The following is a 24,046-nucleotide window of genomic DNA, read 5'->3' on the forward strand; positions in this document are numbered from 1 at the left end:
AGGGCCGCGTCCCTGCGTATGGATCAGACCCGACGGAACACCAGGGTGCCGTTGGTTCCACCGAACCCGAACGAGTTCGACAGCGCCACGTCGACCTGGTGCTGGCGTGCGGTGTGCGCCACGTAGTCCAGGTCGCAACCTTCGGAAGGATTGTCGAGATTGATCGTCGGCGGGATCACGCCGGTGTGCAGCGCCATGACCGAGAACACGGCCTCGACGCCACCGGCCGCACCCAGCAGGTGACCGGTCATCGACTTGGTCGAGCTGACCATCAGCTTGTCGGCATGCGCACCGAACACGGTCTTGATGCCCATCGTCTCGGCAAGGTCGCCAGCCGGGGTCGACGTGCCGTGGGCATTGATGTAGCCGACCTGGCTGACGTCGATGCCGGCGTCGCGGATCGCCGACACCATGCAACGACCGCCGCCTTCACCGTTCTCGCTGGGCGCGGTCATGTGGTGGGCGTCGCCACTCATGCCGAAACCGGCGAGTTCGGCATAGATGCGCGCACCGCGCGCCTTGGCTGCTTCATATTCCTCGAGGATCAGCACGCCGGCACCGTCGCCCATGACGAAGCCGTCGCGCTCCTTGTCCCACGGGCGCGAAGCGCGCTCGGGGTCGTCGTTGCGCGTCGACAACGCCTTCATCGCGCTGAATCCACCCAGCGAGGTGAACGTGGTCGCGAACTCGGCGCCACCGGCGATCATCGCGTCGGCATCGCCGTACTGGATCATGCGCGCGGCCAGGCCGATGTTGTGGGTGGCCGTGGTGCAGGCCGTGACCACGGCGATGTTGGGACCCTTGGCGCCGGTCATGATCGACACATGCCCCGAGATCATGTTGATGATCGTGCTGGGCACGTAGAACGGCGAGATCTTGCGCGGGCCGCCCTCGCTGTACTTGATCGAGGTTTCCTCGATGCCCTTGAGGCCACCGATGCCGGCGCCGATCGCCACACCGATGCGCTCGGCATTGGCGTCGTTGATCTCCAGGCCGGCGTCTTCGATAGCCATCAACGCCGTCGCGACACCGTAGTGCACGAACGGATCCATCTTCTTGACGTCCTTGGCGGACACCCATTTCTGGACGTCGAAACCCTTGACCTCTCCGGCGATGCGGGTACCGAAGGCCGAGGCATCGAAATGCGTGATCGGGCCGATGCCCGAACGACCGTTGGAAATGCCATCCCAGCTGCTGGCCAGGTCATTGCCCAGCGGTGACAGGATGCCCATACCGGTTATGACGACACGACGTTTGGACATTGCGGACTCCCAGCGGATACGGTTGCAGGGCGCGCGGATCGCGCACCGGAAACACACGAGGCCGCGTAGCGGCCCCGTGTCTGTCACACGACGATCAAAGCACTCCGGATGCAGCCTCTGTCACGAAAACGCATGCGCTCCGTGGACGTTTCCGCGAAAAAGCGGGGCGTCATCCGGGCGGGCAAGATCAGCTCTTGACGTGCGCCTTGATGTAATCGATCGCCTGCTGCACGGAGGTGATCTTCTCGGCTTCTTCGTCCGGGATCTCGCACTCGAACTCTTCTTCCAGCGCCATCACCAGCTCGACGGTGTCCAGCGAATCGGCGCCGAGGTCCTCAACGAAGGAAGCGCTGTTGCTGACTTCCTCTTCCTTGACGCCGAGTTGTTCGACGACGATTTTCTTGACGCGTTCTTCGATGCTGCTCATGGTTGTTTGACTCCACGGAGGATATTTCAGGGAATAGTGTAAAGGGAAAGCCGGGCATTGGGCGCAATCGAACCGATTGTCTTTGGGTTCAATGGCTTGCTGGCGGCTTCGGTGTTCAGCCCGACCCTGGGGGGTCTGACTGGGAACAGGGTGCGCACCTGGGCGGACAGGCCGCTCAGGGCATGTACATGCCGCCGTTGACGTGCAGCGTCTCGCCGGTGATGTAGGACGCGTCCGGACCTGCCAGGAAGGCCACCGCATTGGCGATGTCCTTGGGTTCGCCGAGCTGGCCGAGCGCGATCTGGGTCGCCAGCGCGGCCTTGATGTCGTCGGGCAGGTCGCGGGTCATGTCGGTGGCGATGAAGCCCGGCGCCACCACATTGACGGTGACCCCGCGCGAACCGATCTCCTTGGCCAGCGACTTGCTGAAGGCGATGATGCCGGCCTTGGCCGCCGCGTAATTGGTCTGCCCCGCATTGCCGGTCACGCCGACGACCGAGGCGATCGAGATGATGCGGCCCTTGCGCGCCTTCATCATGCCGCGCATCGCCGCCTTCGACGCCCGGTAGACGCTGGTCAGGTTGGTGTCGAGGATCGCCTGCCAGTCTTCGTCGCGCATGCGCATCAGCAGGCCGTCGCGGGTGATCCCGGCATTGTTGACCAGGATCGACAGCGCGCCGATCTCCTTGCCGATGCCTTCGATCAGCACTTCGATCTCGCCGGGCTTGCCGACGTCGAGCACGCGGCCGTGGCCACCCTGGGCCGCCAGGCGCTCACCGATGGCCTGGGCACCGGCCTCCGAAGTGGCGGTGCCGATGACGGTGGCGCCGCGGGCGGCGAGCGTGTCGGCGATGGCCGCACCGATGCCGCGGCTGGCGCCGGTCACGAGGGCGATCTCACCTTGCAATGTCTGGTCCATGGCGTTCCTGTTGAAACCGTCAGCCAGCGCACGATGACGTGCGCCATGTAAAGAATCCGATATCGCCGCGTCGACACCCCGTAACGGAGGCGCCCGCGACAACAATGTCAGCGGGCGTCAGCCCTTCCAGTCGTCCAGCGCAGCCTCGAATTCGCCCACGCCACCCAGGGGGCGGGCGTCGATGGCCTTGTCGATGCGCTTGATCAGGCCGGACAGTACCTTGCCGGGCCCGCATTCGGCGAGACGCGTCACGCCCCTGCCCGCCAGCGCCTGCACGCAGCCGGTCCACTGCACCGGCAGGTAGAGCTGGCGCACCAGCGCGTCGCGGATCGCATCCACGCCGGCATGCACCTGGGCGTCCACGTTCTGCACTACCGGCAGCACGGGTTCCCGCCAGGCCAGGCCGGCCATGGTCTGCGCCAACCGGTTCGCGGCCTCGCGCATCAGCGGCGTGTGCGAGGGCACGCTGACGGCCAGCTTGACCGTCTTGCGCACGCCATTCTCGGCCAGCAGCGCCAGCGCGCGATCCACCGCCGCGGCATGGCCGCCGATGACGATCTGCCCCGGCGAGTTGTAGTTGGCCGGCACCACGACCTCGGTGGACGAGGCCTGCACGCACAGATCGGCCACCAGTTGATCGTCGGCGCCCAGCACCGCGGCCATCGCGCCGGTGCCCGCCGGGGCGGCATCCTGCATCAACTGACCGCGGATGCGCACCAGGTGCGCGGCGTCATGCAGGCTCAGCGCCTGCGCGGCGACCAGCGCGCTGTATTCGCCCAGGCTATGGCCGGCGAGCACGGCCGGCGCGGTACCACCTTGGTGCTGCCAGACGCGCCACACGGCGATCGAGGCAGCCAGCAAGGCCGGCTGGGTGTATTCGGTACGGTTGAGCTGTTCTTCCGGGCCACCCTGTGACAGCGCCCAGAGATCGACGCCCGCGCCCTCGGACGCCTCGTCGAAGGTGGCACGCACCTGCGGATGTACCTCGGACAGTTCCGCCAGCATGCCGACCGACTGCGAGCCCTGTCCGGGAAACACGAATGCGAGTTGCGATGCGCTCACGCGACCTTCCTGCCTGAAAACCGGGGCGATGATAAGCGGCAACCGATGCAGCTGTCTGTACTGTGGCGTATTGCCGCCCGATCAGCACATCGGTCAGAACATCAGCTGCAGCAGGTCGAGCTCGCGATCGGGCCACCAGTCCACCAGCATGACCAGCAGCGCCAGCGACAGCAGCGAGGCCACCGACTGCAGGACCACGACCGAGGTCACCAACGGCCGCGCCACGCGTCCCATCCAGCGCACGCTGCGTGCGATCCGGTCCAGTTGCCGGCCCGCCTGCGCGGTCTGCTCGCCGACCTCCTGCAGGGCGTCGCGCAACGCGCCGGCGATCAGGTCCGCCAGCACCTGCGGGCGCCGGTCGTAATAACGGGTCATGCCGAAGGCGAACAGCAGCCAGTCGCGGGTCTGCGCGTCGCGCAGGCTCATGACCTGCAGTGGATCCTCCTCGAAATCGAGGAAGCCGACGACACCGTCATCGTCGATCGCGATATTGCGCGGAAGCAGTTGACCGAAATAGGCGCCGCCACGATGGGCGCGCGCGATCGCGGCGATCACGGATGCCGTCAACGCATCGATGCGCTCGTCGTCATCGCCGGCCTCGCGCAGACGCTGTGCCAACGTCTGGCCGAGGTCGCTGAGCACCAGCGCGGATTGGCTCTCGCCCATGATCCGGGGAACGCGCACGCCCAGCGCATCGAGTTCGGCCAGGCGACGCGCCTCGACCCGGCGCGCCTCGGCACCACCGGCATGTGGCGGGGGACGCAGCGCGCGGATGCGCAGCATGCGTGCGAGGGCATCGAGCGCGCCCAAGCGCAGCACGCGCCGCTCTCCGGTGCCATAAGCCTTCAGCCAGGCTGCCTGGCCTTGTACGAGGATGGATTCGACCGCCACGCTTCTACCTGTTGGCAACGCGCAGACCGCATCCCGTGGTGATCGTGCCTGTGGCGACCATGCCTGACGCAGGCAGGCCGGCCCTGAGGACCGTTCGAGGCAAGAAGCCCGGTCGAGGCAGCAGGCCGTCTCTCAAGGATGGGTCATCAACGCCTGGGCGGATATCAATAGCGCAGCAGCGCCGAACCCCATGTGAAGCCGCCGCCAAACGCTTCCAGCAGCAGCAGTTGGCCGCGCTGGACCCTGCCCGAGCGCACGGCCTCGTCGAGCGCCAGCGGCACCGAACCCGACGACGTGTTGCCATGCTTGTCGACGGTGACGATGACGCGATCCATCGGCATTTCCAACCGCTTGGCGGTGGCTTCGATGATGCGCAGGTTGGCCTGGTGCGGGATCAGCCAGTCGATGTCGCGGCGATCGAGCCCATTGGCTTCCAGGGTCTCTTCGACCACCGAATCCAGTGCCTTGACCGCGTACTTGAAGACATCGCTGCCCGCCATCTGGATGCGCAGGCCTGCGTTCTTCTCGTTTTCCTTGAAACCGACCGAGACGCCGACCGGGTTCCACAACAGTTCCTTCTTGCCGCCATCGGCATGCAGATGGGTGCTGAGGATGCCGGTTTCGGTATCGGCCTTGAGCACGACCGCGCCTGCACCGTCGCCGAACAGCACGCAGGTGGTGCGCTCGCTCCAGTCGACCATGCGGGTCAGGGTTTCCGCACCGACCACGAGCACGGTCCTGGCCGCGCCCGACGCGATGAACTTGTCGGCCACGGTCAAGGCGTACAGGAAGCCCGAACAGGCGGCGTTGACGTCGAAGGCGCCACAGCCGTTCGCGCCCAGCCGATGCTGCAGCAGGCAGGCGGTCGACGGGAAGATCAGGTCCGGCGTGGTGGTGCCGAGGATGATCAGGTCCAGCTCGTCGGCCGACACGCCGGCCGATTCCATCGCGCGTACCGCCGCGTGGAACGCGAGGTCGCAGGTGGTTTCGCCTTCCGCCGCAATGTGCCGCTGGCGGATGCCGGTCCGGGACGCAATCCATTCATCACTGGTGTCGACGAACTTGGACAGATCGTCGTTGGTCAGTACCTTGGCGGGCAGATAGCTGCCGGTACCGGCAATGCGGGAATAGATGCGTTCGCTGCTCATCGCGTGGATGGCCCTCGGAAAGGAAAAACCGACAGGGCGGCCGGACCGCGGCTTGCCGGATCCGTACGCCCTGGGCTGACGCGGCCCGCGAGACGCGTGGCCGCTACCGATGGAGCCCGTCGCGAGTCGACAGGCCCGGGACCGGTATCAGTCTTCTTCAGCGATCCGGACCTTCGGCTGGATCACCTGCTTGCCACGGTAGTAACCGTCGGCCGTCACGTGGTGACGCAAATGGGTCTCACCCGAGGTCGGGTCGGTCGACAGCTGCTTGGCGGTCAGCGCGTCGTGCGAACGACGCTGGCCACGGCGGGACGGGGAAACGCGGGATTTCTGCACAGCCATTGGAAAAACTCCAGTCAGTAACGCTTATTGTCTCAATTTTGTCGCTTCAGCGCTGCCAACCCCGAAAACGGATTGGCGCGCACCTCTTCTTCCGCCGATACCGGCCAGTCACGCTCGACCGACTCGGATGCCGGGTCCACCGGCACCACCGGGATCGCCAGGATCAGCTCGTCCTCGACCAGATCCGCAGGTCGCAGGGTGCCATCGTCCGGCAGCAGCAATGCCTCATAGCCTGGCGGCATGGCCGCCTCGTCCGCCTCATCCCGGATCAAGCCCATCCGTTGCCGGATCTGGACGGGATACAGGAACCGCTGCAACGAGCGCTGACACTGCAGCGGCAACGCGGCATCGATGCTGAGCTCCACGTAGGGCACCTGCAACGCATCGCGATCGAATTCCAGGACGAACGAGACGTCGCCTTCCGGATCGATCAACGCTTCGTGCAGACGCGGCATCGCAGACAACGGCAGGCGGCCTTCAAAGACACGCCGCGCCGTGACCATGCGCCACGCGTCGAGCACCTCGGGTACTTCTGCGGACATAAGCCGCGGAATGTTAAGGATCCGACCCCTGCATGTCAAACATCCCCGTTCCTGCGCCTTGCCGGCGCCCGCCCCCACCGGGGCCGCCAAGCCCTTGTTGCGGCTGGGATTTGCCGCGCCGGCGGCGACCCGGCAGACTGCCCTCCCCGTCGCTGCGAGCCGCCAGACCGTTGAGCCTGCCCCTGCTCGCCCTGCTGCTGGCCGCCGCCATGGCCCTGTACGCAGGCTGGTTGCGCCTGCGCAGCCGCAAGCGGCAGCGCGCGATGTCGCGGCTGCTCGACGCCGCCGACGCCCTGGAAACCCGGCTGCGCGGGGTCCGCGCAGAACTCCGGGCGATCGGTGCCGATCCGCAGCCGGTCCAGGCCGCGATGCAGGAAATGCTACGCCAGCGCCTGTGGCTGCAACAGCATGGCCCTTCGGCGTCGATCACCGAGCTCGGCACCGTCGAAACGGCGATCGCGGATGCCAGCCGGCGCATCGACCACACACTGAATACGCTGCCGCTGTCGCGCCATTCCATACCCTGAACGATGCCGGCCCTGAACGGCCCCAGCCCCTGCGCCAACCCTGCCCCGTCAACGACCCCTCCATGCCCACGCCTTCCATGCCAGCCACTGCTCTGCCAGATCAGCCCGAGCCCCGCCACCTGCTGCTGGCATCGACCTCGCGCTACCGGGCCGGGCTGCTGTCCCGGCTGGGATTGTCTTTCGAGGTCAGCAGCCCCGGCACGGACGAGTCCGCCCTCCCGGGGGAATCGCCTGCCGACCTGGCCATGCGACTGGCGGCCGCCAAGGCCCGGGACGTCGCGCGCCAACATCCCGGGGCCTGGGTCATCGGGTCCGACCAGACCGCCGCGCTCGACGCGCACACGCTGGGCAAGCCAGGCACACATGCGGCTGCGCGCGCGCAATTGCAGGCGATGTCCGGCCGCTCGCTGGTCTTCCTGACCGCCGTCGTCGTGGTCGCCCCAGACGGCCAATGCCTCAGCGAACTCGACACCACCACCGTGCGCTTCCGCACGCTGCACGATGCCGAGATCGAACGTTACCTGCTGGCGGAAACGCCCTACGACTGTGCCGGCAGCTTCAAGTCCGAAGGACTGGGCATCACGCTGTTCGATGCGATCGAATCGAGCGACCCGAGCGCGCTGATCGGCCTGCCGCTGATCGCGACCGCGCGCCTGCTGCGGACATCGGGATTCGCCCTTCCCTGAGAACCTGTTCACGATCTGTCGCGAGCGCAGCCAGATGGCGCGTGGCGGAGCGCAGAAAGCGCAGTGTACGTGCAGGTGCATGAGCATTTCGAGCACCGCACGCGCGCCAGATGGCAAACGCAGCAAAATCTTGAACAGGTTCTGAAAGGCGACATCACTGCAGCGACGTCGACACGCCCCCTCAGCGCGATTCCTGCGCGGCTTCGGCCGGCACTGAACGGAACGGCGCGAACCCGAGCGCATGCAGGCGTTGCAGCCTCTGCGCGGCCAGCTCCACGCGACCAAAATAGATCTCGCCAAGCACGGCCTCATCGACCTGCGGGTACTGGCTGCGGATCAGGGCTGCGGTGGCGTCCGCGCGGGCAGCGACCTCGGCGGCCTTCTTGACCATGTGCACCGCATTGAACAGCGCGCAGGTCACGAACAGGCCCACCAGCCCCAGCATCACGCGCCGCCATGTGCGCGACAGGCCGGGCAAGGCCAGCAGCATCAAGCCGAACCAGCCGATCCAGAACAGGGATGAAAAACTGACGTAGCGGGTCACGAACGCATGGTCAGCCCCGAACACCGCCGCGCGTCCGAACGCCGTCAACAGCCCGGCACCCATCGCGAACACCATCAGGCCGGTCCAGCCCAGGCGACGCGGATCATGAGGCAGGCGCAGGGCGAACCAGGCGCCACTGGCGATCGCCAGCAGCGACAGCACCGGTGCCGCACCTGTCGCGAAACGGGCAATGCCCCCGCCGATGAAATTCAGTGCGTAGGACAGTAACAGGCCAGGCGCCAACGTGGTGCCCGAGTTGCCCGACATGTCGACCGAAGCGGGCATCAGCAGCCAGACGAAGCCTGCGCCCAGCACGCACCAGGGCAAGGCCAGTCCCGCAAGCTGCCCCCGCGACAGCTCCGGTCTCAGCAGGAGCAAGCACAATGCCATCGGGATCAGCGCCAGCCCGGTCGTGAAACTCAGGCCCGCCAGCGCCGTCGCCGCCACGGCCAGCAGGTTGCCGCGCCAGGACAGGCTGCGGCCGGCCAGCATCAACACCGCGACCGCGATGCCGAACAGGCACAGGAACACCGCGACCTGCCAGCCCCATTGCAGATTGGCCAGGTGCCCCGGATACAGCACGAGCCCCAGCATCGCCAGCCGCAGCCAGGTGGGCGCACCGTCGGGCAGATGACGCGCCATCAGCTGCAGCATCAGCAGCGCATAGACCACCAGCAGGCACCAGTTGACCAGGCAATCGAGCCAGGGTTGGCCACCCGAAAGCCACGTCGTGGCCAGCAGCACCAGATAGGCCGCCACATGCAGGTGACTGCCGTCATGGACGCGCGCGATCTCCGATGCCCACAGGTCGCCCTGCTGCCAGGCCTCGTACATCGGCACCAGGTCCAGGTGATCCCACAGCATCATCGGCACATGCCACGCCAACGTAGCCACAAGCAGCAGGACCGCCAGCGCGCCCGCCACTGCGGGCGTCCAGCGCCCGTCCCGCATCAACTGCGCCATCGCTCCCCTCTCCCTGGTCCTTCGCGCTGCATCGGTCATGCGACGCGACGCAGGGTGTCCTCATTCGATCTCGATCGGTCGCTCGGCCCAGCGCTCCACCGCGCCGTCCTTGCCACGAATCTCGAGCCCCAGCCAGTATTGTCCCGCAGGCAGTCGACCGGGATCCACCTCAGCGGTGAATCCCACGTGCGGATGCGAAGGATCGCGCGAGTCCGATCCGAGGAAGGTCGCCACCCAGGCATTCGAGACCCCGTATTCCGCCTCCGTCACCGGCTTGCCATCGAGCGTCACCGTCACCGACGCCACGCCGGCCACGTCCTTGACCGCCCAGCCTTCGACCTTGAAAGGCCCGCTCAGCACTTGCGCGGGCGCGGGCCGGTCGATGTTCGCCAGCACCGGCGTCGCGCACTTGGTGTCGGCCGTTGCAGGCTCGTCCAATCGCACCAGCAGGAAGCGCTGCGCGCCATGGTCGACATTGACCACCTTGGCGACCGGCAAGGCACCTGCGCGGGCGCACAACTGCTGGTAATGCTGTTGCAGGGCCGCGAGCTTGACGTCGGTCGAGCTGATGACGATCAGCACCGGACGCTGCCCCCAAGCTTCGCGCCCGGGCGTCTGCAGGCCCCACAACTGCAGTTGCGGGGCGCGGCCATGGTGCGTGTTCAACGGGTGTTCGAAGACCTGGATCGACGGATCGTCGAGCGCGAAACCCAGCTCCGCGCCGATCTTGAAGTTGTCGGCGACGATCAGCGTGTCGGCCGGCATCGTCGCGCGCAGCGCCTTCACCTCGCGGGCCAGCACGTCCCAGCCGGAGAAATTGGAGGGATACCACTTGGCCAGCGCCGGATGCTGGCGGAAGGCAGGTTGCGAGACCGCGAAGTAATAGCTCGAGATCACCACGAAGCCCGCGACCGCGACCACCCAGGTCGCCGCCGTCAGCCAGCGCGGCCAGCGCACCAGTACCAGCGGCAGCAACGGCAGCAGCGCGACATAGCCCGGCAGCGGCCAATGGAAACTGACGCGCTCGGTGTCGGCGAAGAATCCCAGCACGAAGAACCCCAGCACGACCAGGGCACCGGAGATCGCCAGCAGGCGCACGCCCTCACTCTGATCGCGGCGATGACGCCATGCCGTCCACAGCAGCGCGACAAACATCAGCGGCGTGACGAAGAACGCCTGGATCACGGCGAACGTCACGCCATCGAGATGCCACGCCCAGGGATGGCGATCCACCAGCTGGAAGCGCAAGCCCGCCTCGGCGTTCTCGATGTTCCATGCCAGCAACGGCACCCAGGCCGCGGCGCCGAACGCGATGGCGACCCAGACCCGCGCATCGCGCAATACGTCGCGTCCGCGCGGCAACAGCATCAGGGCGACCAGGCCGGCCCCGATCACGGCAATGAAGCGGTAGTGGCTCAGCGCGCCGATCGCCAGCCCCATCGCCAGCTGCAGCACGGTGTCGATCTGCACCCCGCGCAACAGGCGCGTGCAGGCGTCCAGGCACAACAGCGTGGCCAGCGTCATCGCGGTGTCGGGCAAGGCCATGACCCCGAGCGTGCCGAACAGCGGCAGCAGCAATGCCGCACAGCCAGCGATCCAGCCCTCGCGCTCGCCGACCTCGCGTGCGCCGATACGCACCACCAGCCAGGGCAGCCACAACGACATCAGCAGGAACGGCCAGCGCACGCCGATGACCTGCCCACCCGCCACTTCGACGCCGAGCCGGATCAACCACGCCGTCAGTCCCGGCAGGTCCGAATAGGCCCATGACAGGCGCTGGCCTTCCTGCCAGTAAAAGGCCTCGTCCACGAACAGCGGCAATTGCCAGGCGATGGCCAGTTTCAGCAGTGCGATCGCAGCCCACAGCGCGATGAACACCTTGCGTACGTCGATGGGGTCCCGCATCCGTTGTTGCCCTCGCTACACTTCGGCTCGCTACACTTCAGGACGGATGCGACCGGCGCGGCGCTGATCCATGGCCGTGCGCCCTGTCGATCCTTGTCAGGACCTTCGATCCACACAGGACCTACCGATGCCGGCGACGCCCCCTGCGATGCACATGCTAACCGACACATTGAAAGACGCGTTGACATCGGCCCAGGCCCAGGTCAACGCGCTGCTGCTCGGCAAGTCGCATGAGGTCCGCCTGGCCTTCGTCGCCCTGCTCTCCGATGGCCATGTGCTGATCGAGGACCTGCCCGGCCTCGGCAAGACCACGCTGGCGCATGCGATGGCCGCCACGCTGGGACTGGGTTTCCAGCGCGTGCAGTTCACTTCCGACCTGTTGCCGTCGGATATCGTCGGTGTCTCGATCTTCGATGCGCATGCACGGCGTTTCGAGTTCCACCCGGGACCGGTGTTCACTCATGTGCTGCTCGCCGACGAGATCAACCGGGCACCGCCGCGTACCCAGAGTGCGCTGCTCGAGGCCATGGCCGAGCACCAGGTCACCGTCGACGGCAACACGCACGTGCTGCCCGAGCCGTTCTTCGTCATCGCCACGCAGAATCCGACCGACCTGGCCGGTACCTATCCCTTGCCCGACTCACAGCTCGACCGTTTCCTGTTGCGGCTGTCGCTGGGCTATCCCGACGCCGATGCCGAGCGCGCACTGCTGGCCGGCAGCGACCGCCGCGCGATGATTGCCCGCGCGCAACCCCTGCTCGATGCCGACGCGATCCTGCAACTGCGGCAGGCGGTCGATCAGGTACACGCCAGCCCGGCCTTGGTCGACTACGTGCAGGCGCTGCTGACCCGCAGCCGCCACCAGGCCGGCGTCCGCGTTGGCCTGTCGCCGCGTGCGGGCATCGCCCTGCTGCGCGCCGCGCGCGCCTACGCCCTGCTGCTGGGACGCGCACATGTCCTGCCCGATGACGTGCAGGCGCTGTTCGCCACGGTGGCCGCGCATCGGCTGGTGCCCGACAGCGACGGCGGCCACGATCTCGCGCTGGCAAAAGCGATCCTGCACAGCGTGCCGGTGGACTGATCCGCGTGCCTGCGGCCCTGCGCCGACGATGGCGTCGCCTGTTCGAATCACTGGCGCGTCCGCGCGCCCATGAAACCTTGCCGGTGCGCTTCGACCGCAAACGCATCTACATCCTGCCCTCGCGTTTCGGCGCGTTCTTCCTAGCGCTGCTGCTGGCGATGGGCGTGGGCGCGCTGAACTACAACAACAACCCCGCCCTGCTGTTGTGCCTGCTGCTCGCCGGCGCGGCCATTGCCAGCCTGCTGGCGGCGCAGCTGCAACTGGGCGGACTGACGATCCACGCCATCGGCGCAGAACCGGTCGCCGCGGGCAACCCGCTGCAACTGCGGGTGCATGTCCGTGCCGCGCCCGGCCGGCGCCGGCATGCCCTGCGGGTCGCCATCGAAGGCAGCCATGCACGGTTGCGCCTGAGCAACGATGCCGGCGAAGCCGTGCTGTCACTGCCCGGACTACAGCGCGGCTGGATGGACGTGCCGCGGCTCGTGTTCGCGACCACCCATCCGTTCGGCCTCGCGCGCGCCTGGGCCTATGCCCGCCCCGACACCACGCTGCTGGTCTATCCCGCGCCCGAAGCGTATGGCCCGCCGATCCCGCAGGGCATCGGTGAGAACGCACGGTCGCGTGTCCATCCCAGTGGCGACGATGTGCACCAGCTGCGCGGTTGGCGACAGGGCGATGCGCGCAGGGCGATCGCATGGAAGCCTTCGGCGCGACGCGACGTGCTGATGGTGCGCGAGTACGAACACGCGGTCGCCGCCGACCTGGTCATCGACTGGCCGCAGACACGCGAACTCGATTACGAAGACCGCATCCGGCGGCTTGCGCGCTGGGTCGACGAGGCCGAGCGCGAAGCCCGGCGCTATCGCCTGCTGCTGCCCGGACAGCCCGCGATCGGGCCGGGCCAGGGACCGCAGCATCGCCACGCCTGCCTGCGCGCGCTTGCGCTGCTGCCGTTCGCGCCGGCCACCGGCGATGGACACGGGCATGGCTGAAACCTCCTCGCCACGACTGACGCGTGCCAGCCATGTCTGGACGGTCCTGGCAGCGGTCGCCTGCCTGTTGCCGCTGCTGCTGCAGTTGCCGGCGCATGTGTCTGCGGGTATCGCCATCGTCGCCATCGCCGTGGGCGGTTCGAGCTGGAAGTACCGTCCGCCGGGATGGATGCGCCTGCTGCTGTCGCTGTCGCTGCTGGGCATCGTGCTGGCCACGTTCGGCTTCTCGTTCGGGCGCGACACCGGCTGCGCCCTGCTGGCCGCGATGCTGGCACTGAAGCCGGTCGAACTGCCGACCGTGCGCGATGCCCGCAGCCTGCTCGGCTTCGCCCTGTTCGCGCCGTTCGCGACCTTCCTGCTCGACCAGGGCGCGCTGTCGTTGCTGCTCGGCCTGGCGGGCGCGCTGCTGGTGCTGGCCGCGATGACGCGGCTGGCGGAACAGGATGTCGGCGACGTGGCGGAGATCGGCGACGCACGCACCGCCACGGACGCCGGCAGCCTCTCGACCCGCCAACGCTTGTCGATGGTGCTGCGACTGGTCGCGATCGGACTGCCGCTCGCGCTGGCAGCGTTCTGGCTGTTCCCGCGGATCGCATCGCCGCTGTGGGGCGTGCCCGAACTGTCGCAGGCGCGACCGGGCCTGTCGGACGAAATGTCACCCGGCCAGTGGCTGGACCTGATGGGCGACGATACTCCCGCGCTGCGCGTGCAGTTTTTCGGGCCGACGCCGGCACCGGACCAGATGTATTGGCGCGGCCCGGTGCTGTCGGACTTCGACGGCCGGACCTGGAGCCGCTCGCTGTGGTTGCGCGCGCAACCGGCGGCCAGCGTGACGCATGCGCGGTCGACCTGGGATTACGAAGTCGAGATCGAACCCACCGACCGGCCGCAGTTGCTGGCGCTGGACCTGCTGCGCGACGCACCCGCCGGCAGCCGCCTGAGCCACGAGCACAGCCTGCTGGCGGAACAGCCGCTGCGCAGCGTCAGCCGCTGGCGCCTGCGATCGTCGCCAGCGGTGCGCTTCGAACCGGACCTGCCGCCAACGCTGCGCCAGCTGATGCTGCATCTGCCCGAGGGCTACAACCCGCGCAGCGTCGCGCTGGCGCGCAATTGGCGCGGCGACTTCGGCAACGACGACGCGGCGATCGTCGAACACGCCCTGCAGTGGATCCGCGGCGAGTTCGGCTACACCCTCAGCACGCCGCTGCCCGGGCGGCATGTCGCCGACGAATTCCTGTTCGACTGGAAGCAAGGCTTCTGCGAGCACTACAGCAGCGCGTTCGCGATCCTGATGCGGGCCGCCGGCATTCCCACACGCGTCGTCACCGGCTATGTCGGCGGCTACCGCAATACCTTCGGCAACTACTGGGTGGTGCGGCGTATGGATGCGCATGCCTGGAACGAAGTCTGGCTGCAGGGCCGCGGCTGGGTGCGCGTGGACCCCACCGCCGCCGTCGCGCCGGAACGCGTCTACGACACCATCGAAGACCGTCTCGGCGGCGGCCTCGGCAACCGCACGCTGTCGCCGATGTTCGATGCCAGCGACTGGATGCGGCGTGGCTGGAACGACCTGGTGCTGGGCTTCAACGCCACCCGCCAGGAAGCGATCCTGAAACCGCTGGGCCTGTCCGGGACCGGCGCGCGCGGACTGGCCGGCCTGTTCGCGCTGATGGCCATGCTGACGCTGGGCTGGATGCTGTGGCTCAGCGCGCGCGGCGAGCGCGAACACGATGTGGTGCTGCGCGCCTGGCACCAGTTGCAGGCGCGGTATGCCCGGCGCGGACTCGCGCCCGACGCCCATGAGCCGGCAGCGGACTGGGTGCGGCGGATCACGCGCCTTGCCGGCCCCGACCCGGATCTGCAGGCACTCAGCCAGCGTTTCGTAGAATGGCGTTACGCTCGCGGTCAGGGTGATGTCGACGGCCAGCGGACCCTGGTCCGCGACCTCCGCCGCCATCGCCCCCACCTTCGCATCCCCCGCCCGGCCTGATGGAGTCGCCGACATGAGCTTCCGACTTTCCGCTGTTGCCATCGCAGCCGCCGCGCTGCTGTCAGCCTGCGCCTCCCAACCCAAGCCGCTGCAGGGCGCCTACGTCGAGACCACGCCGCATGCCGCCATGCAGGGCGACAGCACCGGCACCCAGGTGCGCTGGGGCGGCCGCATCGTGCAGGTCGAACCGCGCGCGGACGCGACCTGCTTCGAGATGATCTCGACCCGGCTGACCGCCAGCGGCCGCCCGTACTGGGCCGACGACGACACCAACGGCCGCTTCATCGCCTGTCGCGCCGGCTTCTACGATCCGGCGATCTTCGAGAAGAACCGCGAGGTGACCTTCACCGGTCGCGTCGATGGCTACGAGAACCGCCGCATCGGCGAGTACGACTACCGCTTCCCGCGCGTGGCGGCCGAGGTGGTCTACCTGTGGCCGGTCCGCGATACCGTCAACGTGATCGCCCGCCCGGCACCGTGGCCGTGGTGGGGCTGGTGGTGATCGTCATCCGCTGAGCCGTCCCGCGAAGCGGACCTGCCTGTCCAGATCATCCAACGCCCGGCGATGCCGGGCGTTGTCGCGACAGGCAGCCCATGAGGCGGCCTATTGCGCGGTGCCGAAACGTCCCAGCGGCGCACCGGCGAGCAGGTGCAGGTGGATCTGGAACACGGTCTGCCCGCCGTCGCCGTTGCAGTTCATAACGATGCGGTAGCCGTCCTCGTCGAAGCCCTGCGCCTTGGCATAGTGGGCCGCGGCCAGCGCCAGCCGTCCGACGATCTCGGGCTGTGCGGCCGGGAGGTCGTTGAGCGTGGCGATCGTCTGCTTGGGCACGAACAGCACATGCACCGGCGCCTGCGGCGCGATGTCGCGGAATGCGATCAGGTGCTCGTCCTCGAAGACGATGTCGGCGGGAATCTCGCGTCGGATGATCTTGTGGAAGATGGTGGACATGGGCGTTGGCCAGGAATCGGGGGGTCGGGAACGGGGCATCGTAAACGCAACGGCCGCGACCTGCCGGGGCATCGATGTCATCCCGCCGCGGGAATGCCCTGCCGGGCACGCGCGCAGCCTCACACCATTTCGCTGCGCGATCCGAATGCGTGCGACAGCGTCCCACGATCGACGTACTCGATCTCCCCGCCCAACGGCACGCCGTGGGTGGGCCGGCTGGGGCGGACGTTGTGCTGGCGCGCCAGCTGCGCCAAGTAATGCGCGGTGGCCTCGCCTTCGACGGTGGGATTGGTCGCGATGATCAGTTCCTGCACCTGGCCTTCGCCCAGGCGGGCGCCCAGCAGGTCCAGCCCCAGCTCGCGCGGACCGACGCCATCGAGCGGGCTCAGCCGCCCCTGCAACACGAAATACAGCCCGCGATAACCAGTGGCCTGCTCGATCGCCAGTCGATCGGCCGGCGATTCGACCACACACAACTGGTGGCCATCGCGCGATGCATTGGCGCAGGTCGCGCAGACCGGGGTTTCGCTGAAATCGCGGCAGCGCTCGCAATGGCGGATGTGCTCGACCGCTTCGGCCAGCGCGTCGGACAGGCGGCGCCCGCCATCGCGCTCGCGTTCGAGCACGTGATAGGCCATGCGCTGCGCGGTCTTCTGGCCCACGCCAGGCAGGATCCGGAAGGCTTCGATCAGCTGATCGAGCAGGGAGACGCTCATGCGGGCGGACACCTGGAAAGGGGCGACATCAGGGTCAAACAGACAGGCAGGCCGCGCGCGAACGCGGCCCACACGCACGCACTCAGAACGGCAGCTTCATTCCCGGCGGCAACGGCATTCCGGCGGTCGCCGAGGCCATCTTGTCCTTGGAGGCGGCGTCGATCTTGTTGGAGGCATCGTTGAAGGCCGCCGCGATCAGGTCCTCGACCATTTCCTGGTCCGACAGCACGCTGGGATCGATCCGGACCTTGCGGCACTCCTTGGCGCCGGTCAGCGTGACGCTGACCATGCCACCGCCGGCGTTGCCGGTGACTTCCATGCTCGCGAGCTCCTGCTGCACGCGCTGCATGTTTTCCTGCATCTTCTGCGCCTGCTGCATCAACTGGGCAATGTTTCCACGCATGTCTAATCCTCAATCTTCGTAAGGTCGAATCGAATCCGGCACGATCCGCGCGCCCTGCTGCGACATCAATCGCTGCACGTCGGGATCGGCCATGAAGGTGGTTTCCGCCGCCGACTGGCGCTGGTCGCGCGCCCGCACATTGCGTTCGTGCAGGGTCTCGCCGGCCACCGCATTGCCGACCTCGAAGCGGATCTGCGGCGCGCTGCCGCCAAAATGCGGTGCCAGCGCGTTGGCCAGCTGCGACACCAGGAACGGCGCCTTCAGGTGGTCGTCGGTTTCGGGCAGCGACAGCCGCAGCACGCCACCGGCGTAATCGATGAAGCCCGCATGCGAGCCAAGCTCGCGGACCGGACCGCGCAACTGCAGGCCGGCCAGCACGTCGATCCAGCCGGCGGCGTCGATCGCGATCGCAGCACGCGAGGCCGCCGGTGGCGGTGGCGATGCGGGTGACGGCGGTGCGAGCGCGGTCGGTGCTGCTGCGGGCGGCGGCGCTGCGGCCATAGGCGCCGCTGCAACAGGGGCGGCGGCGACCGGTGGTGTCATGGTCGGTGCCGGCGGAGTCGGTGCCGGCGTAGGGGCCGCCGCCGGCATCGGCCTCGCGGCGGAGACCGGCGCCGATGCGGCGGCGGGAGGCACGGCACGCGGTTCGGCCGCGCGCGACGCGCCGCCTGCCTGGTCGGCCTCCAGTGCGGCGCGGGCAGCGGCAGCGGCGGACAGGTGCGGACCGCCGGTCGAGGCCGTCGCCGGGGACGTACCCGATGTCGCCGTGGACGCACCGCCTTCCGCCGGGCGGAACGCCAGCATCCGCAGCACGCTCATTTCAAAACCGGCGCGCGGGCTGGGCGCCAGCGGCAGGTCGCGGCGACCGTTCAAGGCCATCTGGTACCACAGCTGCACCAGCTCGGGTCGCAGCTGTCCCGCGAGGGCATCGACATCGATGCCATCGACCTCGATCTCGACGTTCGGCACCAGTTGCCGTACCTGGATGCGATGCAGGGCATGCGCCAGCGCATCCAGGACGCCGCCCCAATCGGGCGAGAAGTCGGCCAGGATCGCGACCTCGCCCAGCAGGCGTTCGCCATCGGCATCCGACAGGGCTTCCAGCAGGTGGCCGACGCGAGTCCGGTCGACCGTACCCAGCATCGTCGCCACGGCCTCGTCGGACAGGATGCCGGTGCCGGTGTTGGCACCGGTGTAGGCGATCGCCTGGTCCAGCAGCGACAGGCCGTCGCGCAGGCTGCCGTCGGCGGCCTTGGCCAGCTGTCGCACCGCGCCGGGCTCGACGGCGATGCCTTCGGCCTCGAGGATGCGGCCGATCTGGCCCTGGATCTGCGCCTCGTCGAGCCGCTTGAGATTGAACTGCAGGCAGCGCGACAGCACCGTCACCAGCAGCTTCTCGGGATCGGTCGTCGCGAACAGGAACTTCACGTGCTCCGGCGGTTCCTCCAGCGTCTTCAGCAACGCATTGAACGCCGGCTTGGACAGCATGTGGACTTCGTCGATCAGGTAGACCTTGTAACGCCCGCGCGACGGCATGTACTGCGCGTTGTCGATCAGGTCGCGGACGTTGTCGACGCCGGTATTGGAGGCCGCGTCGATCTCCAGCAGGTCGATGTACCGCCCGGCGTCGATGGCCAGGCAGGTCTCGCATTCACCACAGGGATCGGCGCCGCTGCCGCGTTCGCAGTTCAGCGACTTGGCGAAGATGCGGGCGATCGTGGTCTTGCCGACGCCACGGGTGCCGGTGAACAGGTAGGCATGGTGGACGCGGCCTGAATCCAGGGCGTTGGTCAGCGCACGGACCACGTGCTCCTGACCCACCAACTCGGCGAATCGCTTGGGCCGCCACTTGCGGGCGAGGACGAGGTAGGACATGCCGTCATTCTGCCATGCCCGCCCTCCCGCGTACCCGGATCGGATGCCGCTTGTGACAAGTGCCTGTCGCGGCTAGAATTTGCGGCCCTGATCGCCGCGCAAGCGTCGGTCGGGTCCAGCGGAGAGGTGTCCGAGTGGTTGAAGGAGCACGCCTGGAAAGTGTGTAAGCGTCTAAACCGCGCTTCGGGGGTTCGAATCCCCCTCTCTCCGCCAATTCCACAAAGCGTCCCCTCATGGGCCGCCGCATCCTGAAGATGCACGTCTATGGCGGCCCCGTCGGCCCCTCGCGACGCTAGATCGAAAATCCCGCCAGGGCCGGAAGGCAGCAACGGTATCGATTGACGCGGGCGCCGAGGCAAGTTGGCGGGGCTGCCACCCTTTTAGCCGAAGCTACGTCGTTTAGAGCGGCACTTCTTTGCATGGGCCCGTGGCGACGGGTCAGGCCGTGCCACGACGGGGCTGCCCACTCGGCGCGATCGAAAATCCCGCCAGGGCCGGAAGGCAGCAACGGTATCGATTGACGCGGGCGCCGAGGTCAGTTGGCGGGGCTGCCACCCTTTTAGCCGAAGCTACGTCGTTTAGAGCGGCACTTCTTTGCATGGGCCCGTGGCGACGGGCCAGGCACGATGGGCACAGATGCGTTCGACTGGCGCGGGCCCGTGACGACGGGTCAGGCCGTACCACGACGGAACTGTCCACTCGGCGCGGTCAGTTGGCGGGGCTGCCACGCTTCTGCCCCTCACACATTCTGTGAACTGCGACGCTTCATTGCGCGTACCCGTGGCGACGGGTCAGGCCATGCCGCGACGGGACTGTCCACTCGGCGCGGCACGGCGAAGCGTCAACGTCCGTCGGCACCTGGTCCAGGCTGGCCGTCTGCCGGCTCCGGGTGCAGCCAGCCGGCATCACCGTCCAGATAACGCTCGTGCTTCCAGATCGGCACCCTGCGCTTGACCTCGTCGACGATGTAGCGACAGGCATCGAAGGTCGTGCCGCGATGCGCGGCCGAGGCGCCCGCCCAGACCGCGAGGTCGCCGATCGCCAGGTCGCCGATGCGATGCACACAGCGCGCATCGACGACCCCGAAACGCGCGATGGCTTCCTCGACGATGCGTTCGCCTTCGGTTTCTGCCAGCGCGACATAGGCTTCGTACCGCAGCCCATCGACCTTGCGTCCATCGTTATGGTCGCGCACCCAGCCTTCGAAGCTGGCGTAGGCCCCGGCGTGGGCATTGAGCAGCGAGGCACGCAAGGGGGCGATATCGAACGGCGCGTCGGCGATCGAGAAACGTTTCATGCCGCTCATCCTCCCGACACCGGCGGGATGAACGCGATCTCGGCGCCATCGTTAACGGGCGACTGCCAGGACGCGAAGGCGCCGTCGACAGCCACGCGCAACCGCGACAGCGGCATCGCCAGTCCATGCCTGGCCTGGAGTTCGAGGTACAGGGCCTGCAGGTCCAGGGCGTCGGTCTGCAGCATCTCGCTGTCGACGCCGGCCGCATCGCGCAGGCTGGCGAAATAGAGCACGGTGACTGTGGTCATCGCCGTGCGCCCGCGCGTCCGGCTGTGACGGCCTTGGCAGCAGGCTTCGCCTTCGCGACCCGATCCGCCTTGACGGGAGCCACCGCAGCCCCGGCAGGCACGATCTCGCCGACATCGCGCTTGCCGCCGCGCTTGCCCACCAGCTTCGCCGGCCCGAGCACGATCGCATGCGACAGCGCCTTGCACATGTCGTAGACCGTCAGCGCAGCCACCGTCGCACCGGTCAGCGCTTCCATCTCGACGCCGGTGCGATGCGTGGTGCGGACGGTGCATGAAATCGACAGTTCGCGCTCGCCCTGCCAATCGATGACCAGGTTCACGCCGTCGATCGGCAGCGGATGGCAGAACGGGATCAGCTCATGCGTGCGCTTGACCGCCATCGTGCCGGCGATGATCGCGGTATCAACGATGCCGCCCTTGGCGCTGCGCAGGCCCGAGGCATGCAACTGCGCGGCCACCGGCGCCGGGAAGCGCACACGGCATTCGGCGGTCGCGACGCGCGCGGTCACCGCCTTGGCGGAGACATCGACCATCGTCGGCCGCCCGGCGGCGTCGATATGGGTCAATGACGGCGGGGTCTTCTTGCTCAAAGGCTCAATCTCTGTTGAAGAGGAACGAAGGGCGATGAGGCGGGATCGCAGTCACGGGACACCCGCTGCGCATCAACCGCCCACCAGGAACATCTCGACATGCCGGCGCGATGCCACCGGGCTGCCGCGCAGTTCGCTGTAACGGTCGCCACGGCGCGTCCACAGCCCGGACAGGTGCTCGGCCAGCGCCAGTTCGCCGTGCTGCAACGTGGGGCGCAGGTCGTGGCCTTCGCCGGCGAACAGGCAGGTATACAGCCGGCCGTCGGCGGAGACGCGGGCGCGATGGCAGTCGCCGCAGAACGGCTTGCTGATCGAACTGACGAAGCCGATCTCGCCTGCGCCATCGACGAAGGCGTGGCGCTCGGCGACTTCGCCGCGATAGTTCCCGTCCAGCGCGCGCAACGGCCAACGGGCGTGGATGCGGTCGTGCAACTGGCGCGAAGTCAGCACGTCGGCGGCCTGCCAGTCGTTGCAGGTGCCCACGTCCATGTACTCGATGAAGCGCAGCACATGGCCGCTACCGCGGAAGCGTTCCAGCAGCGGGAACAACTGGGCCTCGTTGACGCCTCGCTGGACCACGCAGTTGATCTTCAGCGACGCGAACCCCGCCGCCTCGGCCGCGGCAATGCCATCGAGCACGTCGCCAATGCGACCACGGCCGCCGGACAGGCGATGGAACAGCGCAGGATCCAGCGCATCCAGGCTGACGGTCAGCCGGCGCAGGCCGGCGTCGCGCAGCGCCTGCGCGTGGCGCGCCAGCAGGCTGCCGTTGGTGGTCATCGCCAGGTCGTCGATACCGGGCACGCGGCCGAGCCGCTCGATCAACTCCGGTAATCCCTTGCGCAGCAGGGGCTCGCCACCCGTGATGCGCAGCTTGTGCACGCCGAGCCGGGCGGCGCCGCGCACCAGGGTTTCGATCTCGTCGAAGCCCAGCCGGCCACTGGCATCGAAGCCGTAGTCGTCGGGCACGCGGTCGGCCGGCATGCAGTAGCCGCAGCGGAAATTGCAGGCCTCGATCACCGACAGCCGCAGATCGCGCAAGGGGCGGCCCAGCCGGTCCAACGGCAGCGAGGCCGCATGCAGTCCGGGATCCGTCAGCGCGTTCATGTCGCCGGCTCCGCTGAGGGATGTTCCGCGGAGGGGGGACCCGTGGTCGTCGCATCCATCGCGGATGTCGGCGCCTTCAAAGGCAACAGGTCGTGCTGGCGCGCGATCCGGTAGCCGCGCGCCTGCAATGCGTCGCCATCGGCAGCGCTGGCGTAGTGGTACAGCACGCAGCGCTGCAACCATTGCGGCAGGTACTCACGCTCCAGGTCGTCGATGCCGCTGTGCGAGGGATTGCCATGCAGGCCGCAGTCGTGCGCGATCAGCTCGTCTTCGGCCGCGTACTTGCGCAGCATTTCAGGAATCGGCCGGGTGTCCCCGCTCCACAGCAGGCTGCCGGGCAGGCGCAGGCCATAGGCGGAGTCCGGCCAATGGTGGCGCACCGGGAAAACCTCGAGACGCACGCCGTCGTGCCAGAAGGCATCGCCAACTGCGATCAGCTGGAAGGCGTCCCAGAAGTTCGCGCCGCCCTCGGCCAGCACATTGGGATACGCACCGACGCGCTGGTGCAGCAGCGGCACGACGCTGGCCGGCACATAGAGCCGGGTGCGGCCACGGCGCGCCGGATCGAAATAGTTGGCGACAAACAGACGCTCGAACCCGCCGACGTGGTCGAGATGGGTATGGGTAATGAACAGTGCATCCGGCGGTGCGCCGTAGCGCTGCAGGCAGGCGCTCAGGCCTTCATTGCCGCAGTCGATCGTCAACCACGGCGCGCCGTCGCGCTCGATTGTCGCCATCGGCGATCCGAGTTCGGTCGCCGAGGCATTGCCGACACCATGGAAGCGCAGGGCCCAGGACATCAGAACCCCTTCGCCCAGTAGGCGTCGTAGGCCTCGCGCAGCAGCCTGAAGTCGTCTTCGACCGCTTCGGTCGGGCGCGATCCGCGCAATTTCAGCAGCGAGCGCTTGAGGCGGGCCAGGTTGCCCTCGCGCCATCTGGTCTCCGGGATGCGCAACTGGCCCCGATCGAGATCGATGATCCAGCCCTTTCCGCTGGCGTCGAACAGGATGTTGTGGGCATTGAGGTCGGCATGATCCAGGCCGGCGCGATGGAAGCGCGCGATCAGCCGGCCGGTGTCGCCCCAGACGCCCTCGCCCTGCGACTGCGCCGCAAGCTCGGCCAGCGAGGTCACGTCGACCAGGCGTTCGATCAGGATCCAGGCGCGGTAGCTCAGGCCGTTGCGCAGGTAACAGGCGGTGATCGGCTGCGGCACCGGCAGGCGCAGCTTCAGCAGCTCGCGCAACAGCCGGAACTCGGCGAAGCTGCGGACCTTGTGCGCACCCTGCCAAAGGTAGCGTTCGCGGCTGAAGTTCGCCACCAGACCCCCACGCAGGTACTGGCGCAGCACGCAGGGACCATGGCTGGCATCGATGAACCAGGCCCCGCCCCGCCCACTGCCGCTGACCTGCTGCGCACGCGCGCCCCACTGCTCGGGATCGAACCAGCGCGGATCGACTTGCCGCAGCTGCGTGGCGTCGAACAGAATCGCGCCATACTCCCCGCTTCCACGAGGATCGTGGAACGGCGTCAGGCTTTCAGTGGCGTCGAACGCGACCATCCAAAGAGTCTAACAAGCC

The 24,046-nt window shown here is 67.8% G+C and carries 25 protein-coding genes, 1 tRNA gene, 2 other RNA genes and 1 pseudogene; 9 read left to right on the forward strand and 20 right to left on the reverse strand.

All coding sequences use genetic code 11. The features are described from left to right. Nucleotides 1-23: 23 nt before the first annotated feature. From fabF to ACYX7E_RS16655, 8 genes are all read right to left on the reverse strand, one after another. On the reverse strand, nt 24-1,262 hold the full coding sequence (gene fabF / locus ACYX7E_RS16620; protein ID WP_462081716.1) for a beta-ketoacyl-ACP synthase II: 1,239 nt from the start codon (nt 1,260-1,262) through the stop codon (nt 24-26). Between the two features lie 187 nt (nt 1,263-1,449). Continuing rightward, nucleotides 1,450-1,689 carry an acyl carrier protein gene (acpP, locus tag ACYX7E_RS16625; protein ID WP_462081717.1) on the reverse strand — a complete coding sequence of 80 codons (240 nt, stop codon included), beginning with the start codon at nt 1,687-1,689 and terminating at the stop codon, nt 1,450-1,452. A 175-nt stretch (nt 1,690-1,864) separates the two neighbouring features. Beyond that, the gene (gene fabG / locus ACYX7E_RS16630; RefSeq protein WP_462081718.1) at nt 1,865-2,608 is read right to left on the reverse strand and encodes a 3-oxoacyl-ACP reductase FabG; all 744 of its coding nucleotides are present in this window, start codon (nt 2,606-2,608) and stop codon (nt 1,865-1,867) included. A gap of 117 nt (nt 2,609-2,725) precedes the next feature. Next, a complete protein-coding gene (fabD, locus tag ACYX7E_RS16635; RefSeq protein WP_462081719.1) occupies nt 2,726-3,670 on the reverse strand; it encodes an ACP S-malonyltransferase in 945 nt (314 codons plus the stop codon). Nucleotides 3,671-3,763: 93 nt separating this feature from the next. Beyond that, nucleotides 3,764-4,561: a BUD32 family EKC/KEOPS complex subunit gene (locus tag ACYX7E_RS16640; RefSeq protein ID WP_462081720.1), complete on the reverse strand. Its 798-nt coding sequence runs from the start codon at nt 4,559-4,561 to the stop codon at nt 3,764-3,766. 164 nt (nt 4,562-4,725) lie between these two features. Next, nucleotides 4,726-5,709 (reverse strand): beta-ketoacyl-ACP synthase III, encoded by a 984-nt coding sequence (locus tag ACYX7E_RS16645; protein ID WP_462081721.1) that lies wholly within the window; start codon nt 5,707-5,709, stop codon nt 4,726-4,728. A 147-nt stretch (nt 5,710-5,856) separates the two neighbouring features. Then, the gene (gene rpmF, locus ACYX7E_RS16650; protein ID WP_462081722.1) at nt 5,857-6,051 is read right to left on the reverse strand and encodes a 50S ribosomal protein L32; all 195 of its coding nucleotides are present in this window, start codon (nt 6,049-6,051) and stop codon (nt 5,857-5,859) included. Between the two features lie 32 nt (nt 6,052-6,083). Continuing rightward, entirely contained in the window at nt 6,084-6,593 is a 510-nt protein-coding gene (locus ACYX7E_RS16655; protein ID WP_462081723.1) for a YceD family protein, read from the reverse strand. A 170-nt stretch (nt 6,594-6,763) separates the two neighbouring features. On the opposite strand from ACYX7E_RS16655, the gene ACYX7E_RS16660 reads away from it, so the two are divergent. Continuing rightward, the gene (locus ACYX7E_RS16660) at nt 6,764-7,120 is read left to right on the forward strand and encodes a hypothetical protein (protein ID WP_462081724.1); all 357 of its coding nucleotides are present in this window, start codon (nt 6,764-6,766) and stop codon (nt 7,118-7,120) included. Nucleotides 7,121-7,197: 77 nt separating this feature from the next. Next, nucleotides 7,198-7,806, forward strand: coding sequence for a Maf family protein (locus ACYX7E_RS16665; protein WP_462081725.1), 609 nt, complete (start codon nt 7,198-7,200; stop codon nt 7,804-7,806). A 181-nt stretch (nt 7,807-7,987) separates the two neighbouring features. On the opposite strand, the gene ACYX7E_RS16670 is transcribed toward ACYX7E_RS16665, so the two are convergent. After that, the gene (locus tag ACYX7E_RS16670) at nt 7,988-9,313 is read right to left on the reverse strand and encodes a hypothetical protein (RefSeq protein ID WP_462081726.1); all 1,326 of its coding nucleotides are present in this window, start codon (nt 9,311-9,313) and stop codon (nt 7,988-7,990) included. A gap of 60 nt (nt 9,314-9,373) precedes the next feature. Next, the gene (locus tag ACYX7E_RS16675; RefSeq protein ID WP_462081727.1) at nt 9,374-11,218 is read right to left on the reverse strand and encodes an ArnT family glycosyltransferase; all 1,845 of its coding nucleotides are present in this window, start codon (nt 11,216-11,218) and stop codon (nt 9,374-9,376) included. 127 nt (nt 11,219-11,345) lie between these two features. Here ACYX7E_RS16675 and ACYX7E_RS16680 point away from each other — a divergent pair, with 127 nt between their 5' ends. From ACYX7E_RS16680 to ACYX7E_RS16695, 4 genes are read left to right on the forward strand one after another with little or no spacing between them, the layout of a single operon-like run. Continuing rightward, entirely contained in the window at nt 11,346-12,299 is a 954-nt protein-coding gene (locus ACYX7E_RS16680; protein WP_462081728.1) for an AAA family ATPase, read from the forward strand. Between the two features lie 5 nt (nt 12,300-12,304). Then, on the forward strand, nt 12,305-13,291 hold the full coding sequence (locus ACYX7E_RS16685) for a DUF58 domain-containing protein (protein ID WP_462081729.1): 987 nt from the start codon (nt 12,305-12,307) through the stop codon (nt 13,289-13,291). Beyond that, the gene (locus ACYX7E_RS16690) at nt 13,284-15,281 is read left to right on the forward strand and encodes a transglutaminase TgpA family protein (RefSeq protein ID WP_462081730.1); all 1,998 of its coding nucleotides are present in this window, start codon (nt 13,284-13,286) and stop codon (nt 15,279-15,281) included. Before ACYX7E_RS16685 ends, ACYX7E_RS16690 begins: the two co-directional genes overlap by 8 nt. Nucleotides 15,282-15,294: 13 nt before the next feature. After that, nucleotides 15,295-15,783, forward strand: a complete 489-nt coding sequence (locus ACYX7E_RS16695; RefSeq protein WP_462081731.1) for a Slp family lipoprotein — start codon at nt 15,295-15,297, stop codon at nt 15,781-15,783. A 102-nt stretch (nt 15,784-15,885) separates the two neighbouring features. Here ACYX7E_RS16695 and ACYX7E_RS16700 read toward each other — a convergent pair whose 3' ends face one another. The 4 genes from ACYX7E_RS16700 to dnaX all read right to left on the reverse strand — a co-directional run bounded on the left by ACYX7E_RS16700 (nt 15,886) and on the right by dnaX (nt 19,227). Further along, entirely contained in the window at nt 15,886-16,233 is a 348-nt protein-coding gene (locus ACYX7E_RS16700) for a histidine triad nucleotide-binding protein (RefSeq protein ID WP_462081732.1), read from the reverse strand. Between the two features lie 119 nt (nt 16,234-16,352). Then, nucleotides 16,353-16,949, reverse strand: coding sequence for a recombination mediator RecR (gene recR / locus ACYX7E_RS16705; RefSeq protein ID WP_462081733.1), 597 nt, complete (start codon nt 16,947-16,949; stop codon nt 16,353-16,355). A gap of 82 nt (nt 16,950-17,031) precedes the next feature. Continuing rightward, on the reverse strand, nt 17,032-17,352 hold the full coding sequence (locus tag ACYX7E_RS16710; protein WP_462081734.1) for a YbaB/EbfC family nucleoid-associated protein: 321 nt from the start codon (nt 17,350-17,352) through the stop codon (nt 17,032-17,034). A gap of 9 nt (nt 17,353-17,361) precedes the next feature. Next, entirely contained in the window at nt 17,362-19,227 is a 1,866-nt protein-coding gene (dnaX, locus tag ACYX7E_RS16715; RefSeq protein ID WP_462081735.1) for a DNA polymerase III subunit gamma/tau, read from the reverse strand. Nucleotides 19,228-19,347: 120 nt separating this feature from the next. On the opposite strand from dnaX, the gene ACYX7E_RS16720 reads away from it, so the two are divergent. The 3 genes from ACYX7E_RS16720 to ffs (ACYX7E_RS16730) all read left to right on the forward strand — a co-directional run bounded on the left by ACYX7E_RS16720 (nt 19,348) and on the right by ffs (ACYX7E_RS16730) (nt 19,767). Beyond that, nucleotides 19,348-19,440 (forward strand) — tRNA-Ser (locus ACYX7E_RS16720). 60 nt (nt 19,441-19,500) lie between these two features. Continuing rightward, nucleotides 19,501-19,597, forward strand: an RNA gene (ffs, locus tag ACYX7E_RS16725) — signal recognition particle sRNA small type. 93 nt (nt 19,598-19,690) lie between these two features. Then, an RNA gene (gene ffs / locus ACYX7E_RS16730) (signal recognition particle sRNA small type) lies at nt 19,691-19,767 on the forward strand. Between the two features lie 301 nt (nt 19,768-20,068). On the opposite strand, the gene ACYX7E_RS16735 is transcribed toward ffs (ACYX7E_RS16730), so the two are convergent. The 6 genes and pseudogenes from ACYX7E_RS16735 to ACYX7E_RS16760 form a co-directional block, all read right to left on the reverse strand. Beyond that, nucleotides 20,069-20,533: a molybdenum cofactor biosynthesis protein MoaE gene (locus tag ACYX7E_RS16735; protein WP_462081736.1), complete on the reverse strand. Its 465-nt coding sequence runs from the start codon at nt 20,531-20,533 to the stop codon at nt 20,069-20,071. Then, on the reverse strand, nt 20,530-20,772 hold the full coding sequence (locus tag ACYX7E_RS16740) for a MoaD/ThiS family protein (RefSeq protein WP_462081737.1): 243 nt from the start codon (nt 20,770-20,772) through the stop codon (nt 20,530-20,532). The genes ACYX7E_RS16735 and ACYX7E_RS16740 overlap by 4 nt, the downstream gene beginning before the upstream one ends. A 107-nt stretch (nt 20,773-20,879) precedes the next feature. Beyond that, nucleotides 20,880-21,362 (reverse strand): annotated as a pseudogene (gene moaC, locus ACYX7E_RS16745) (cyclic pyranopterin monophosphate synthase MoaC); the annotation flags it as partial. A 72-nt stretch (nt 21,363-21,434) separates the two neighbouring features. After that, entirely contained in the window at nt 21,435-22,469 is a 1,035-nt protein-coding gene (moaA, locus tag ACYX7E_RS16750; protein ID WP_462081738.1) for a GTP 3',8-cyclase MoaA, read from the reverse strand. Continuing rightward, entirely contained in the window at nt 22,466-23,269 is an 804-nt protein-coding gene (locus ACYX7E_RS16755; RefSeq protein ID WP_462081739.1) for an MBL fold metallo-hydrolase, read from the reverse strand. The genes moaA and ACYX7E_RS16755 overlap by 4 nt, the downstream gene beginning before the upstream one ends. Beyond that, a complete protein-coding gene (locus ACYX7E_RS16760; protein WP_462081740.1) occupies nt 23,269-24,027 on the reverse strand; it encodes a 3-deoxy-D-manno-octulosonic acid kinase in 759 nt (252 codons plus the stop codon). Before ACYX7E_RS16760 ends, ACYX7E_RS16755 begins: the two co-directional genes overlap by 1 nt. Nucleotides 24,028-24,046: the final 19 nt, after the last annotated feature.

Source organism: Luteimonas sp. RIT-PG2_3, assembly GCF_054902115.1.